Origin of the sequence: Lentilactobacillus parafarraginis DSM 18390 = JCM 14109 (assembly GCF_001435895.1) — a bacterium.
In the GTDB taxonomy this organism is placed as follows: Bacteria; Bacillota; Bacilli; order Lactobacillales; family Lactobacillaceae; genus Lentilactobacillus; species Lentilactobacillus parafarraginis.
In genome coordinates this window covers 14467-30213 of record NZ_AZFZ01000036.1, presented here as the reverse complement: position 1 = coordinate 30213, position 15747 = coordinate 14467, and the positions used below count along the sequence as shown (strand labels likewise).

The 15747-nt window shown below is 43.4% G+C and carries 15 protein-coding genes; 12 read left to right on the top strand and 3 right to left on the bottom strand.

Annotation, left to right across the window (positions count from 1 at the left end; genetic code table 11):
* Positions 1-292: 292 nt before the first annotated feature.
* Genes FD47_RS09065 through FD47_RS09045 form a run of 5 tightly spaced genes read left to right on the top strand, consistent with a single transcriptional unit; the run spans position 293 to position 4569 of the window.
* Complete coding sequence (locus FD47_RS09065) at positions 293-745, top strand: GAF domain-containing protein (protein ID WP_056980562.1); 453 nt, start codon at positions 293-295, stop codon at positions 743-745.
* Between the two features lie 49 nt (positions 746-794).
* Positions 795-1994, top strand: a complete 1200-nt coding sequence (locus FD47_RS09060; RefSeq protein WP_138468022.1) for an aminotransferase class I/II-fold pyridoxal phosphate-dependent enzyme — start codon at positions 795-797, stop codon at positions 1992-1994.
* On the top strand, positions 1972-3027 hold the full coding sequence (locus tag FD47_RS09055; RefSeq protein WP_156319462.1) for a methionine ABC transporter ATP-binding protein: 1056 nt from the start codon (positions 1972-1974) through the stop codon (positions 3025-3027). Before FD47_RS09060 ends, FD47_RS09055 begins: the two co-directional genes overlap by 23 nt.
* Positions 3011-3691: a methionine ABC transporter permease gene (locus FD47_RS09050; RefSeq protein ID WP_054735042.1), complete on the top strand. Its 681-nt coding sequence runs from the start codon at positions 3011-3013 to the stop codon at positions 3689-3691. Before FD47_RS09055 ends, FD47_RS09050 begins: the two co-directional genes overlap by 17 nt.
* 20 nt (positions 3692-3711) lie before the next feature.
* Positions 3712-4569, top strand: coding sequence for a MetQ/NlpA family ABC transporter substrate-binding protein (locus FD47_RS09045; RefSeq protein ID WP_056980560.1), 858 nt, complete (start codon positions 3712-3714; stop codon positions 4567-4569).
* A 118-nt stretch (positions 4570-4687) separates the two neighbouring features.
* On the opposite strand, the gene FD47_RS09040 is transcribed toward FD47_RS09045, so the two are convergent.
* The 3 genes from FD47_RS09040 to FD47_RS09030 all read right to left on the bottom strand — a co-directional run bounded on the left by FD47_RS09040 (position 4688) and on the right by FD47_RS09030 (position 9300).
* Complete coding sequence (locus tag FD47_RS09040) at positions 4688-6085, bottom strand: NCS1 family transporter (RefSeq protein ID WP_056980558.1); 1398 nt, start codon at positions 6083-6085, stop codon at positions 4688-4690.
* Complete coding sequence (allB, locus tag FD47_RS09035; protein WP_054735056.1) at positions 6045-7469, bottom strand: allantoinase AllB; 1425 nt, start codon at positions 7467-7469, stop codon at positions 6045-6047. The genes FD47_RS09040 and allB overlap by 41 nt, the downstream gene beginning before the upstream one ends.
* Positions 7470-7713: 244 nt before the next feature.
* The gene (locus tag FD47_RS09030; RefSeq protein WP_054735059.1) at positions 7714-9300 is read right to left on the bottom strand and encodes a PucR family transcriptional regulator; all 1587 of its coding nucleotides are present in this window, start codon (positions 9298-9300) and stop codon (positions 7714-7716) included.
* A 210-nt stretch (positions 9301-9510) separates the two neighbouring features.
* Between FD47_RS09030 and FD47_RS09025 the strand changes: the two genes are divergently transcribed.
* The 7 genes from FD47_RS09025 to FD47_RS09000 all read left to right on the top strand — a co-directional run bounded on the left by FD47_RS09025 (position 9511) and on the right by FD47_RS09000 (position 15666).
* Positions 9511-10728, top strand: coding sequence for a M20 family metallo-hydrolase (locus FD47_RS09025; protein WP_054735063.1), 1218 nt, complete (start codon positions 9511-9513; stop codon positions 10726-10728).
* 42 nt (positions 10729-10770) lie between these two features.
* Positions 10771-12009 carry a pyridoxal-phosphate-dependent aminotransferase family protein gene (locus FD47_RS09020; RefSeq protein WP_056980556.1) on the top strand — a complete coding sequence of 413 codons (1239 nt, stop codon included), beginning with the start codon at positions 10771-10773 and terminating at the stop codon, positions 12007-12009.
* 41 nt (positions 12010-12050) lie between these two features.
* Positions 12051-13232, top strand: coding sequence for an amidase family protein (locus FD47_RS09015; RefSeq protein WP_054735064.1), 1182 nt, complete (start codon positions 12051-12053; stop codon positions 13230-13232).
* 128 nt (positions 13233-13360) lie between these two features.
* Positions 13361-13738 carry a TMEM175 family protein gene (locus FD47_RS15830; protein WP_225352882.1) on the top strand — a complete coding sequence of 126 codons (378 nt, stop codon included), beginning with the start codon at positions 13361-13363 and terminating at the stop codon, positions 13736-13738.
* Positions 13739-13740: 2 nt separating this feature from the next.
* Complete coding sequence (locus tag FD47_RS15825) at positions 13741-13962, top strand: hypothetical protein (protein WP_225352883.1); 222 nt, start codon at positions 13741-13743, stop codon at positions 13960-13962.
* 364 nt (positions 13963-14326) lie between these two features.
* A complete protein-coding gene (locus FD47_RS09005; protein ID WP_054735065.1) occupies positions 14327-14674 on the top strand; it encodes a hypothetical protein in 348 nt (115 codons plus the stop codon).
* Positions 14675-14886: 212 nt separating this feature from the next.
* Positions 14887-15666 (top strand): acetoin reductase, encoded by a 780-nt coding sequence (locus FD47_RS09000; RefSeq protein WP_008211335.1) that lies wholly within the window; start codon positions 14887-14889, stop codon positions 15664-15666.
* The last annotated feature ends 81 nt before the right edge of the window (positions 15667-15747 follow it).

Genomic DNA, 15747 nt, shown 5'->3' with positions numbered 1-15747 from the left:
CAAATGTGACACAACTAGCACAACGCGTTAAACTAATTTCAGAGACTGCTGATGGTGTGAACGCAGATTAGAAAAATAAGTGAAAAATGAGCTCAGAGTTTTATTGCGGTGAAAGCTTGCAGTACGTAAGGATACGATACAATCCCAGGCATGTTTGTGCCGTTGAGATATGTTTAGCAATTCTTAAAATTACTAAACATAAAATTATAGGGTGGTACCGTGATATCAAAAGTCGCCCCTACACAGTGTTGTTGTGTGGGGACGGCTTTTTTGTGCGGAAAGGGTGATGTAAATGGCAGGGAGAAAAGATGAACAATATAAGCTCGTAATTAAACAAGCAGAAAGTCTCCTACAAGGGGAACACGATCTTATTGCAAATATGAGTAATTTAGTTTCCTTAATATTTCATACAATTCCTGGTTTAAATGGTGCAACTTATTATCGATTTGTAAAAGGAGAGCTAATACTTGGGCCTTTTCAAGGGAAACCCGCCTGTATGCATATAGCTGTCGGGAAAGGGGTTTGCGGAAAGGTAGCAGAAACAAAGCATCCAGAAATTGTTCCTGACGTCAAAAAATTTTCTGGACACATTGCGTGCGATGATGCATCAAAATCAGAAATTGTTATTCCTGTCTTTCAAGATAGTAGATTTTGGGGAGTCTTAGATTTAGACAGCCCTGATTTTAATCATTTTGATCAGACCGATCGGTTGTATCTTGACAAGATTGCACCGTTAATTTTTTGAAAATTAAGTCGGCAAAATCATGTATTGCAGAAAGTAATTAGATTAAGAGGTGTTGTTATTGAAGTTTGAACCAGCAAAGCGGATGAATAAAATTCCCAAAAGCTTTTTCTCTGTGCTAGACGATAAGATTGCTGAAACTCGTTCAGAGTTACCATTAATTGATTTATCAAAGGGTAATCCTGACTTGCCAACGCCGAAAAACATTGTTTCAACGTTACAGAAAGCAGCCGAAAGTCCTACAAATGATCGATATTCGCCATTTGATGGTAAGGAAGACTTAAAAAGAGCAATTAGCGTCTTTTATAAGCGAGAATACGGTGTTCGGATTGATCCAGAAAGTGAGGTGGCAATTTTTTCTGGCGCAGCAATCGGACTTTTTGCTTTTCCACAAGTCATATTGAATCCTGGGGATTATGCAATCATCACAGATCCTCACTACCCGGAATATGTACCTGCAATTAAGTTGGCTAATGGGAAAATATTTGAATGTCCCCTTACTAAGAAGAATCGCTTTTTACCTGACTTTTCAAGGATACCCGAAGACGTGCTGAATAAGAGTAAATTACTTTTACTGAATTATCCAAATAATCCGACCGGGGCAGTTGCGAATCGCAAATTTTTCGCACAAACGATCCGGTTTGCAAATGAGCACAACTTAGTAGTCATCAATGACTTCGCATATGCATCGCTTGGGTATGAAGAAAAGCCTGTTAGTTTACTTCAAATCCCCGGAGTAGTCCAGTCAGCAGTGGAGATCTATACATTATCTAAAACGTATAGCATGGCGGGATGGCGAATTGGTTTTGCGGTTGGTAATAAGGATATCATTGCCAGTTTGAAACAATATCATGCCCACGCATATAGTACTGTTTATGGGGCGGTTCAGGATGCCGCAGTTGAAGCTTTAACCGGTTCTCAAAAGGGGGCAAATGATATTCTGGCATCCTACCGAAAGCGTCGAAAACTATTTGTTGATGGTCTCAACAAATTGGGCTATCAAGTTGAAGCACCAAAGGGGACCTTCTTTGTTTGGGTCAGTGCACCACGTGGATTTGATGGGGAACGATTTGCGAACTATCTTTTTGACAATGCTTCAATTGCAGTTGCTCCTGGAATTGGGTTTGGAAATGAAGGTAAAAACTATGTCAGGATCAGTTTGGTTCAAAGTGAAAAGGTTTTAGAAACGGCTTTAAAACGCATTAACCACTTATGGGAGGTTGAATTAGATGTCACTAGATCCTTTGATTAAATTTAGCCATGTTGAAAAAGTATTCCCCAATAAGGACGGTCAACCACGACAGGTTCTTAGAGACGTCAATCTCAGTATTCAGGAGAAAAGTATCTTTGGAATTATCGGCCACAGTGGAGCAGGTAAATCAACATTAATCAGGTGTATTAATGGAATCGAAAAGCCGACAGGTGGAACAGTCTCCTTTTCTGGAAAACTTGTTAATACATTAAAATCATCGAAGCTCAGATCACTTCGACAAAATATTGGGATGATTTTTCAACAATTTAACTTAATGCCCTCAAGAACAGTGTTTGAAAATATTATGTTGCCGATCAAATACCGCCACATTAATCGGGCCGAGGCGCGTCAGAAAGTAACTCGCTTACTGGAAATGGTTGGGCTGCCGGATAAGGCGTCCGCCTTCCCATCCGAACTATCTGGTGGTCAAAAGCAGCGGGTGGCAATCGCAAGGGCACTGATTGATGACCCCAAGGTATTATTGTGTGATGAGGCCACTAGTGCACTTGATCCCCAAACAACGCAAGATATTTTAACGTTATTGAAGGATTTAAATCATCGGCTGGGAATTACATTAATTATTGTGACCCATGAAATGGAAGTGATTGAGAATACTTGTGATTTTGTTGCGGTTCTTGACCACGGAAAAATTATTGAACAAGGTAACGTTTATTCGGTGTTTGTAAACCCTAAAGAAATCCTTACTCAGAGGTTTATTGCGACAACTTCCCGATTGGAACTACCACAAGAAATTATTGATAGTGATCTCTTAAATCTCACTGGGAAACAAAAACTTGTTAAAATCACTTATTTGAATGGAAAAGCGATGGTGCCATTAATTTCATTTATATCACGAAATTTCAATGTTGATGCCAACATTGTGGTCGGGGACATCAAGATTCTTCAGCAAAAGCCCTTGGGGGGATTAGTAATTGTCCTTGATGGATTGGAAAGTGACATCAAAAAAGCTTTAGATTACTTGGGAAAGCAAGAGATCAGACTGGAGGTGCAAAATTATGATAAGCGTAATTGAAAAGTGGTTTCCAAATGTCACGATGAATGCATCAATATTTTGGAATTCAGTTGGTCAAACCTTTGAAATGACCATTATTGTGAGTGTAATTTCGTTTGTTATCAGTTTGATACTAGCGATTGGACTTGTTGTTACAAAAAAAGACGGTATTTTGAGTCAACCGACAGTGTGGAATGTTTTAGATAAAATGGTTAATTTATTTCGGTCCATTCCATTTATTATTTTAATTGCAGCTTTGATTCCTCTTACTCGTCTGATTTCAGGGACTGCGATTGGCGTTCAAGGCACAATCTTTCCATTAATTGTTGGGATCACCCCATTCTTTACCCGGCAAATTGAATCTGCGTTGAACGAAGTTGACACTGGTCTGATTGAAGTTGGCCAAGTGATCGGTCTTTCACCTTTTCAAATTATTAGATCCGTTTATCTTAAAGAAAGTATTCCCAGTATCATTCGAGTTACAACCATTACATTAATTAGCTTGATTGGGTTAACAGCAATTGTTGGTGTTGTCGGTGGGGGTGGTATTGGAGACTTTGCCATTCAATATGGTTATCAACAAAATCAACTCGACGCAACATACGCCTGCATTATTATTTTGGTGGTAATTGTGAGCGTCATTCAAGCAATTGGTACCTTTTTCAGTCGAAAACTCTTTCATTAAAATAGAAAGTGGGAAAACGCATGAATCAGATTAAAAATCATAAATGGCTCAAAATCATTTTATCGTTGGTAACGTTAGTAAGCATTTCTGTAATCTTGACTGGGTGCGGCAAAAGTAATGCCTCCGGTAGCAAAGACGAGATTGTTAAGGTTGGTGTTGTTGGAACAGCAGATAACCCAATATGGAAGCAAGTGAATAAAAATCTTGCTAAGGATCATATTAAAGTAAAACTTGTTTCGTTCACTGATGGGATCCTGGCAAATCAGGAAGAGAGCAATAAAGACTTGGATTTAACTGCTTTTCAACACTATGCTTTTTTGCATCAAGAAGAAAAAACAAAGCATTATAAATTTAGCGTGATTGGTCAAAGTTACTTGGTTCCATTAAACGTTTTTTCAAAGAAAATTAAAAATTTAAATCAAATTAAAAATGGTGATAAGATTGCCATTCCTAATAACGTCACGAATGCGGGTCGGGCTTTAAAGGTCCTTCAAAGTGCTGGGTTAATCAAATTAGATCCTTCGAAAGGCGACGCACCTGCAATTAAAGATATAACGCAAAATAAACATCATTTAAAGATTGTTCAAGTGGATCCTGCAAAGATTATCAGCTTATTACCGGACTTTGCAGCAGGAATTACAAACAGTAATTTCGTTCAGGCCGCCCATATGAATCCAATTAAAGATGCAATTTATCAGGTAACACCAAAATATAATGATCCGAAAAATAAACCTTGGATTAACGTGATTGTTGCTCGTAAGGGTGATGAGAACAACGCAACTTATAAGAAAGTGGTAAAAGCCTATCATACCGCATCAGTGGCTAAGGTCATGAAGGCCCAATTTGATGGCGTGTATACTCCTGCCTTTAAGTACTAACAACAACTTAAAACAAAAAGTGAATCAACTTTTTTGGTGTCCTGAAACAGGGCAAACAGAAAGTTGGTTCACTTTTTCAAGTTGGAATTGTACGTCTTATACGGGAAATTTTACTGATTTATTCATCCACATCTAATTTATTTACCTCTTCCTCAGGCAACTCACGAGCTTCTTTTCGGAGTCGATTCAAGACGATGTAGGCTAGCCCGCCGGCGGCAAATCCAACGAGCCAAGATAAGTCCACTTGGATTAACGCAGCTGCGGCACCAATAAGCAATGCAATGGGGGCGTTCCACTTAATTGATTGTTGCTTTTGCTCATTATATAAACTCGACAAATTGATATATTGGCGCCGTTCCAGATAATATTCAACCAGGATGATGCCGGTCATCGGCCCTAAGAAAATTGAGTATGAACGGATGAAGAGCGCCAATCCGGCTGACGAAGAATCTTGGACGAGAAGCCACGGAAATGAGCAGGCGGCAAGGAGGCCGACGATGGCAATTGCCCATTTTTGAGGGAGTTTGAAGAGGGATGTCAGGATATAGGTTGGGGGCATAATATTTGCCACTGAATTCGTGGTAATCACACCAAGGACGATGAATCCTGAGACAAACAGGGTAATCACGTTATTGTTGAACAGCGTTGACATTGCGTTAACTGGGCTGGAAATCCCCGTTACGGCTGCCAACATTGCTCCCGTGACGATGGTAATGCCATAGGCAATTGTAATCGGCAGGAAGTAGAGGAGACCACGGTATTTATTGGATAAATTTGGCCGTAATTCTCTTGAATAATCAGCCGCCGATTCAAAGATGGCCGTGTAGTTACCAAGAAACGCGACGATGAAGCTGAAGAAGGTTAATCCCCAGGATCCGTGGACATCTACGAGCTTTGATTGAATGACTGCCCCGTGCTGAGTGACTAATAAGATAAAGACACTGAATAACGCAACCATGACAATAATGGAAATAATTGAAGTGACAATCTTAATTGACTTAAACCCTTTGAGTGCAATCAGGATTTGCCCAATCTGCATGATAACGAAACAAATCGCCGTATTGTTAAATGAGCCGTTGGAAAGGATTCTGACAATTTGATTGAGTGCCAACGCCCCAGTCCAACTTTGAAATCCAAACCAAACAATTGCTGGGACACCCCGTAACAGACTGGCCCACTTAGCACCGGTTGTTCCAAATGAAAGCCGGAGCTGCATGACATACGGAGATCCGGTTAGGTACCCAAAGCGGTCATTAAGGGCAAAAATCACTGAAATGATGAAGATTGCAATCGCGGCTGCCGTGAGGGTTTGAAATAAGCTCATTGTGGCGGTTCCAGCGACGACTAATGAAGAGCCCAAGGTGATGTTACCAATATTAAATCCGTCACCCAGCCACATTGACATATAGGCAAAGGCGCCAACGGTCCGCTGATCGTTTGAAATTGGTTTGAGGTCATCCGCGATCGGCGCGTCATCAATTGAGAATGGTTTGTTTTGCGTGAGTGTTGATTGCATTGGCAGCTGCCTCCTTTACATGCTGATTAATTAGAAATTTGCCATCCGGTTTGGTATTGAATCCGTTTTGAAGCGTAAAAATCGTTTTCCCACGAAGGATGGTCTGGGTAATCCGATCATGGATTGTCCACCCGACGTAAGCCGAAATTTTATTTTTATAGAAAAGATCATCTTTGGTTAACGTATAGGATTGAGTAGGATCAAGCAGAATGATGTCCGCATCCTTACCAATCTCGAGGGATCCCTTATTACCCAGACCAAATAATTCTGCGGGTCCAGCCGCGATTAGTTGAACGAATTGAAAGACTGATAACCGGTGTGATTTGACAGCAATGTCATAAAATAAATCGACATTATTTTGTGCGCCACTGATACCGCCCCAAACATCAAAAATATTATCGTTTGGATTGGCCTTCATCGATGCCGGGGCTGGGGAATGATCAGAAGTGACAGCGTTCAAAGCGCCTTCCTCAATCTTCTGCCACAGTTCTGATTGAACTTCTTTGGTTCTCAGAACGGGGGAGCACTTTGCGAGTGGGCCGATCTTTTTAAATGTGTCGGTGTTCAGCGCCAGGTAATGGACGCAAGTCTCGCAGGTTACATCTTGGCCTTCTGCTTGGGCCTTTTGGACTTCGCTGACGGCTTCGCCTGTTGATAAGTGGACAAAATGGAGCTTGCAGTTAGCCATCTTGGCGAGGTAGAGTGCTCGGCGCACGGCTTCAACTTCTACCATTGGCGGCCGGGAATCAATATAGTCCTGAATCTGTGTCTGGTGGTGGGCAATCTTTTCCTCCGCAAATCGATCGGTTAATACTGCGTTTTCGGCATGAAGTGAAAGCCGCAGCCCGGTTTTGGCGATTGCCTGCATTCCCCTGAACAATTCATAATCATCGACGTTTTTGAAGTCGCCGGGAATATCGGTTCCGGTGGTGGCCATGAATGCTTTGAATCCGGCCGCGCCGGCATCAGCCAATTTCGCAATTTCGGTTAAATTCCCTGGGACTAAACCACCATACAGTGCAAAATCAATGTATGATTTTCCTTCGGCAATTTCTCGATGACGGTTGAATTCCTTGGCGGTTGTCCGGGCAGGAAGCGCATTTAATGGCATCACAACCATGCTGGTTGTTCCACCCGCAGCCAAAGCTTGACTACCAGTGTGATAATCCTCCCAATCACTTCGGCCGGGTTCGTTAATATGCACGTGGGCATCCACCATGCCAGGGAGGATGAGTTGGCCTTTGGCATCGATCACTTGTGTGGTTTCGGTGGTAAGGTGGCCGCCGATTGCGGCGATCTTGCCATCCTTTATACCTAAATCACCTTGAACCAGTTTTGTGGGTGTGACGATTGTACCGTTAGTAATAACAGAATCAAATTTCATAATATTCACAGTCCTTCCTGAATGATTTATACGGATCAACCATTATTAATATGCTTAACAGCTTTTGCATTGTCCTTGGATGGATAATGATTCTAATTTTATGTGATTTCATCTCATAAGCACTAGTCATGATCACCAAAAAATCTCTTTCGTTTAGCAAAAATCCACAATTTCGTGTTAAATTATCTAACACGAAATTGTGGATTTTATTTAGAACCGTAATGAATGGCCCAAAATGGCAGTGCTATTCAAATGTGTCAGGCATTAACATCAGCGCAATGAACAGTCGATGACTGGCTTCAGGAGATTTTAAATCAATGTGGAGCAGGTTCTTTGCCTTTTTTAGGCGGTAAACGACTGTGTTGCGGTGAATAAATAGTTGTTGAGAAACGGTGCTAATTTGCTGGTGATGATAGAAATATAGTCTGAGCGTTTTGAGAAGATCGATCATTTCTTGTTTATTTTTCATTTCGAGGATTGGACCGAGCGTTTCATTGATGAACGCAGTCGATTCGTTCCTAGGGATCAGTTGGAGAAGCTCAGATACTTCCTTTGGTCGAAAACGTTGAACAGCTTGATTTGACTGTTTGGCAAGGGTATAAGCCTGCTGAGCTTCTTGATAAATTGATGGTAATTGATCAATTGGTAGCTGGGTGTTACTGAGGCCAATTTGAAGAATATAGCGTTCACCAATTTGTCGTTGGAGAAAATTCGCCAGCACCTTTACGAAGTGGTCAGGGTTCTGGGTCGCTCGAATGATCAGGACAATTTTTTGGCGTTCAGTAAAAACCGTTGCGTCAATATTGTACTCGTCGATAAACCATTCGCAGTAGCGGCGAATCTGATCGGTTTGGTTAAGAAAAGTGATGATGCCGGATTTTGCCGGGGTAATCCCAGCAACCGCACAATAATAATTTTCTCCCAAGCCAACTTTCAGATGATTGGGCATCTCCGTTGTTAAATCACCGCGAATATTTCCACTTAAAACGTTGGCAAAGAATTGATCATGCTGATGGCGCTCGTCTTCCTTTCTGACGTCGGTTCGACTATTCATCAAACTAAGAACGTTTTGAATTTGCTGAAGTTGAAGCTGTTGCATTGAATTGGTGGTATCCAGGTCAAAGATTCCTAAAAACGACTTGTTTTCGGGGTACATCACCATTAACGGCGAAATTCGCAACTGGCGATTCATACAGTTAACTGTGACTTCATCAGTTAACGCCAAATAATTGACACTGCTTTGTTGTCGTAAATCTTCAGAAATTGGTTCCCGCTGACTCCAGATTCCTTGATTGGAATAGCAAACTCTAAAGTGACTGTCCAGCAGAACGATGTCGTGTCGCAAGTAAGTGGCACATTGGTCCAGCACCACATTGAATTTGGTGTTGTTGAAAGCTGATTGGGAAAGGCTTTGGTTTTGTTCAATCACCCGACTTAATTTCAGAGCGTTGGATTGGGTCACAACCTGAATGAGGGAGGAGACGGTTTTACTGAGGGGTTCTTCCTCCGGGGTTAGTAGCAGGGGAAACTTTAGTTGATTTGCAAGGGTCAAAATATCGGCGGGGATTTTTTTGAAATACCGGTTTGCTTTAATTCCCAACCCGGCGCATCCCTTAGCAGCCATTTTTTGAATTAACGTTTTAAGGCGATCCACGTGTTTATAGTAGTGATAACCAGTTGTCACCAGTAACTGCCCTTGAAATAAATATGATTCAATATCGGGCGCTTCAATCATGCCGATGAGTTTTGCGTCACGATCAATTCCCTGATCACCCGCGATTAGTTTAATGTTCTTAAGTTCTGGTGTTTGCAATAATTTAATCATTTGCATTTTAACTGGGGCTCCCTTCGATAAGTCATCGTGGAATGTGTGTAACATAATATAACATTTATGGCCAACGATGACGGGTCAAATCACCAACATGGCAGTTAGTTTGTTGATAATTGCTAAATAGTTTAATGCATTTGTTGATTTTTAACAATGATTTTCTAATAAAATGAATTTAAATTTAATCTAACAACAAAAGAAGGCGAGCATATTATGAAACAGTTAATTAATTCAAACGTTGGTCAGTATTTGGAACAACTTAGTCATTTCGGAACCCGTCCCAATGCTGGTATTACGAGGTTTGTGTACGATGAAGCTTGGACTTCAGCAATGGACTTCGTACTTTCAGATGCTCAGACAAGGGGGATGAAAGCAACCATTGACTCTTACGGCAATGGGTTTATGACCTATCCGGGTAAGAATGGGAATTCGGTTATCGCAGCTGGTTCACATATTGATACCGTGCATCGGGCCGGAAAGTTTGATGGCGCTTATGGTGTTGCTGCCGCTGTTATCGCCATGAGTAACCTGGTTGAGCAATATGGGCAACCAGCTGTCACCATGACGGCGGTCGCCTTTAGCGAAGAAGAAGGCAGTAGATTTCCAACCAGTTTTTCCGGATCGAAACACTATGCTGGGGTTCAAGAAACCCCGGCCGATCTTAAAGATGATAGTGGTACGACCTTTGCCGACGCAAAAGCCAGAGCGCTAGCGACACTCACCAAAAATTATGAAGTAGTTGAGCAGGCGTTGCCAAAAGAGTTTTTGGAATTGCATATTGAACAAGGACCACTCTTGGAAGCAAGTCACGTGCCCCTTGGAATTGTCACGGCAATTTGTGAGCAAAAACGCTTTACGGTGACGATTGAGGGGCAGACCAATCACGCCGGAACGACGCCCCAACATTTAAGAAGGGATGCTCTAAAAGCTGCCGCTGCGCTCATCTGCAGATTGGACAATGAAGCAAGCCGGATTGGCGAGCCACTGGTCTTTACGGTTGGTGAATTCACAGTGTCCCCTGGTTCATCAAATGTCATTCCCGGGAAAGTTCAATTTTCCGTGGACATGCGCCACCCAGATAAGCGGGTCGTGGATGAATTTGAAGCGTTTTTGCGGCAGGAAGTTCGTGGTTTGCAGGCAGTTTCTGGAGAGGTTGAGCGTTGGATGGATAGCCACCCCGCGATAATGGATTCCCGGTTAGTTGATCAATTTAAACGCATTATCACTGATAGTGGCCAGCAATTTATCATGCTGCCATCTGGGGCCGGCCATGACACCCAAATAATGAATATTAAGGTTCCGACTGCAATGCTGTTTGTCCCAAGTCGAGGTGGGATCAGCCATGCCCCTGAGGAATACACCAAACCAGCGGACCTTGAGCTTGGGGTTCGGATTTTGGAGCAGCAATTGTATCGTGAATGTTATGAATAACCCAGAAATGAATGAATTTAAAAGAAGATAGGAGAGATCAGTATGAGTGAATTACAAATAACAAATCGACTAATTATGACACCTGGGCCAACCATGGTGGATCCGAGAATTTCCCAAGCAATGAGCAACCAAATTCTTGGGCAGTTTGATCCGGCATTTACGGACATTATGAACGATAATATGAAAATGATTGCTCAAACGTTTAACACCAAGAATCGGTGGTCGTTTCCAATCGACGGAACCAGTCGAGCCGGCCTTGAAGCGGTGATTGGCAGTATCGTCAGCCCTGGTGATGCGGTTCTTGTTCCCTCGCTTGGGCGATTCGGTGACTTGTTCGTCGAACTTGCTGAGCGTGCTGGTGGGCAAGTGACCACAATGACAACCGAGTGGGGAACCGTCTTTGATCAGGACGACATCATTGCAAAGATTCGGGAAATGAAGCCGAAAGTGGTTGCCATTGTCCACGGTGAAACCTCAACCGGTCGCCTTCAGCCGATTGATCGGTTAGGCGCTGCGGTTCATGAATATGGTGGTTTCCTGGTGGTTGATACGGTTGCGTCCTATATGGGAACTCCTGTAAAGGTGGATGAGTGGCAATTGGACGCGGTTGTTGGCGGCGCTCAGAAATGCTTATCTATTCCGTCCGGAATAACGCCAATTACATTCAATGATCGTTTTGCAGCCGAAATTAATAAGCGGAAACGAGTTGAACAGGGCGTTAGAACTGGGGAAGATACAAAGCGGAATAATTACATTACAAGTAATTATCTCGATCTCACTCAGCTTCAGGATTACTGGTCACCCCGCCGCCTGAATCATCATACTGAGGCGACAGTCGCCAATTACGCGCTTCATGAGGGTCTTCGATTAGCGCTGCAGGAAGGCTTGCAAAATCGATTTGAGCGCCACTTGCAGGTTCATCATGCTTTGAATGCCGGATTAGACGCTATGGGGCTGCATATTTATCATCAAACAGATCATGAAATGCCAATGGTCACTTGTGTTGAGATTCCAGATCAACTTGACGGTGATCAATTTAGAGAGACTTTCTTAAAGGATTTTGGGGTTGAAATTTCGAGTTCATTCGGCAGCTTACAAGGCAAAATTTGGCGAATTGGGACCATGGGTTACAGCGCCCAACGTCATTTCATTACCAACTTCATTGCGCTATTTGGAGCTGCACTGTTACAGGCAGGGGCTTCAGTTGACTTGAAAGCTGGATTAGATGCAACCGCGGCCGGATTTGCTAATCAGCCTTCCCCGGAGGAAGTAACCGTTTAGAGTGCCCCAATGAGGCAAACAATAAGTCAGGAAGTGATTGTGTGCAGACATTAAACACGGCGTATGTGAACCGCAGCCTAACGCAGGGGCCGATTAGGTCTGGCCCACTTACTGGGTTGAAATTTGCCGTTAAGGATGTATTTTCGGTCAAGAATTACGTCACGGGCTTGGGTAATCCTAAATGGCAAGCCGCGCACTTACCGGCTACCCGCAATGCTCAAGTCATTGATAGGCTTAGGGCTGCTGGCGCGACGTTAGTGGGAATTACTATCAGCGATGAATTTATGTATTCGATTAAGGGCAGTAACGTCCATTATGGCGATCCCTTAAATGTTAAGTATCCGTCCTGCTTTTCCGGGGGATCAAGCTCCGGATCAGCGTCGGCTGTTGCAGCTGGAGATGTTGACTTTGCGCTGGGAACCGATACCGGCGGCTCAATTCGCGTCCCTGCCAGCTATTGTGGATTGTATGGTTTTCGCCCGACCCATAGGGCTGACTTGTTGGCCGGGGTCGCTCCCTTAGCAGAGAGCTTCGATACGGTTGGCATACTGGCTAATCGGGCAGACGTCCTTGAAAAGGTTGGTAGAACGCTCTACCCGGATAGCGATCCTTTGAATGTGCGAAAAATATATTACTTAAAGACCAACATTTTGGCCAGCAATGAGGATGACTATTTGCAGACGGTGACCCAAATTAGGGAGCACCTTCAGATTCCAGCGGGCAACGTCAGGGCATTTTCGCTCCCAGAAAAATTTGGCTTAGAACATCTAAGGAAGACTTTTAAAAATATTCAGGGATATGAGGCCTGGCAGCACTATGGGAAATGGGTCCAGCATCACCCCGCTGATCTGGGAGCAGACATTGCCGCTCATTTTCGGGATGCTCAGAAGGTGCAGGACGACGAAAACTTGATGAGGAATTTCAATTTGAGGCAACATTTTATTGAATTTATGAACGATTTTCTGTCTGATCAAGCATTATTGGTTTTACCAACGACTAGTAGTAAGGCCCCCAAAAAGGACACTGATTTTTCCGCGGTTGAATCGATTCGCCAATCAACACAGCAGTTGACCAGTCTTGCAGGAATGGCCGGCATTCCACAAGTGGCAATCCCCATTCCGACTGGTAGCATTTCAATAATTGCGAAGGCCCACACTGACCGGGCGCTCTTAAAAGTAGCTGCTCGTCTTGGAGGTGACTTCAGTTTAGATAATCAAGAATAAGGTAAATAAGTGAGTGCCAGTGGCGAGCATGCGGTGGCTTTTCATCTCACAAAATTAATTGCTAATTCCCAGTATTTCTTCGCGGTGAGGTTATAGTAGACTTATCAATTAATTTTGGGGGAATTAACATGGATAAATCACGGATTGCGGCCTTTACAGATGCTGTTTTGGCAATCATTTTGACAATTATGATTTTGGAATTTAAGACTCCGGATTCTTTCTCAATCTGGGCGATCACCGGGCAGCTGCCATATTTGATTTCTTATGCCATCGGTTATTTATTTATCGGAACGGCTTGGTATAATCACCACTATATGTTTGCTAAGACCCACCGAATTACGAAAACCGTGTATTGGGTGAACAACTTTTGGATGTTTAGTACATCGTTCATTCCCGTTGCAACGGCATGGGTTGGCCGGGGTTCAACGAGCAGGGGCCGGAAATCTTTTATGGTTGCGTGTTCTTTCTATGGTCCTTTGCCTACCTGCTTTTATCAAAGACGTTGATCATGGCCAACGTTTCCGACGGTCACGAGAAAGCAGCGGATAGCATTCGCCAGATGCGCATTTACCGATTTTTATCTAATTGGAAATTAGTGTCGATCCAGGTCATTTTGGTTGTTCTGGGACTCATTTACGTGCCGGCGACCCAGATGCTAATCGTCACCCTTGAAATTGTGTTTGTTGGGGCGCACTTCAATAAAGATAGTGACCGCCTGTTTGAATCATAGCAATATTAATTGTGAAAACCTTATCATTATTCATGGTTATTCATCATTTTGAATAATTAGCTAACGGCTACTTTCGAAAAATAACTAGCTGGGTAATGAGCAGAAATCCGCGGCAGGATTGGATTTTAATCCTCATCAAATTATTTGGATTGTCGCGAAAATCGAAATTTATTGGAGAGCATTCATCCACTTAGCCAATTGTTAATAAAGGAACCCCATCACAAAGTGGGGTTATTTTTTTTACTAAACATGATATATTAGTAGCGTTAGCATATTGACCGGCACTGACTGGTCAAAAAATAATTGGAAGGTGCCATCTCGAATAGTCAATCCCCATTCGGATGGCCATGTATGGAGGAATACAATGAATTTTGTTCGCAAAGCGGCCTTAATTGGTCTCAGCTTAGGGGCCTTACTAACGGTAAGTCTTAATGCCAACGCAGCTGCCGTCAAGCACCACTCAACGCAAAAGACTGTCGGCAACACAACTCGGATCACGCATTACGCAACTGACGGGAAGACCGTGTCCGGCTACGTTATCAAAACGGTGGATCCGAAGTTTGGTAACATGACAGTGACTCGTGAAGACGCCAATCGCAACGTGACGTACACGTATGTGACGAAGAAGGGGCAGTCAACCGACGTTAAGCCGATCAACCATTTCAGCAATGATCGCAGTTTGCAGGGAAACTTGGCCACTAATCCTTACTAGAGACGAGTCACATATAAACCGGGTCACCGTCATGGGGCCCGGTTTTTGTGTGCAAACTTTGTGTAATTGCCAACGAATGTTGCTTGAGGAGAAATGACCCATCATTACATGCTATTGATTATCCAATTTTGATAGCAAGTCATTTATTGGTAACGGGCCAAGAAATGGCATACACTAATTGTAAGCGTTATAAATAATTTCGGAGGTGTTAGATGATGACAAAAGTTGCAATGATTACAGGCGGTGCCCAAGGAATTGGGGCTGAAATTGCTCGTCACTTATCAAAGAATGGGTTTGATATCGCGATTGGCGACTTGCCACAGCAAAAGGAAAAGGCTCAAGCAGTGATTACCGAGGTCGCTTCTGCCGGGCAAAAGGCAGTCTTTATTCCCGTCGATGTCACTGATCAGGCTGGTGTTGCCAAAGCAGTCGATGAGGCCGCCGATCAGCTTGGTGGGTTTGACGTCATGGTTAACAACGCCGGCGTTGCAAAGGTCGATAAATTTGAGGACATTAAGCCTAACGACCTTGAATTTAGCTTCAAGATTAATGTGTTTGGCGTCATTTACGGAACTCAGGCTGCTGCCAAGAAGTTTAAAGAACTTGGAGTTGCCGGTAAAATCATCAACGCCTCATCAATTGCTGGAATGCGGGCCTTTCCCGTTTGGGCAACTTACTCGGCTACGAAAGCCGCCGTTATTAGCCTCACTCAGGCTGCGGCAAATGAATTTGCTCCGGATCATATCACCGTCAACGCCTATGCCCCAGGAGTTGTTGGCACAACTGGAATGTGGGATGCCATTGATAAGAAGATGTCCGAGATTAATGGCAAGCCGCTGGGTCAAAACAAGAAGGACTTCATTGGCACGATCCCGCTAGGCCGGACGGTTGAGCCTAATGATATTGCCAACATTGTTCAATTTTTGGCAAGTCCTGCCGCTGACTTCATTACTGGGCAAGCCTATGCCGTTGATGGTGGCGGTTTACTCTAATCTACGCCTCATTTAGTGATAATTGGATTCATCAAAATAATTGGCTCGATCCCTGGCTTGTTTCCTTGAAAGCGCCGGTGG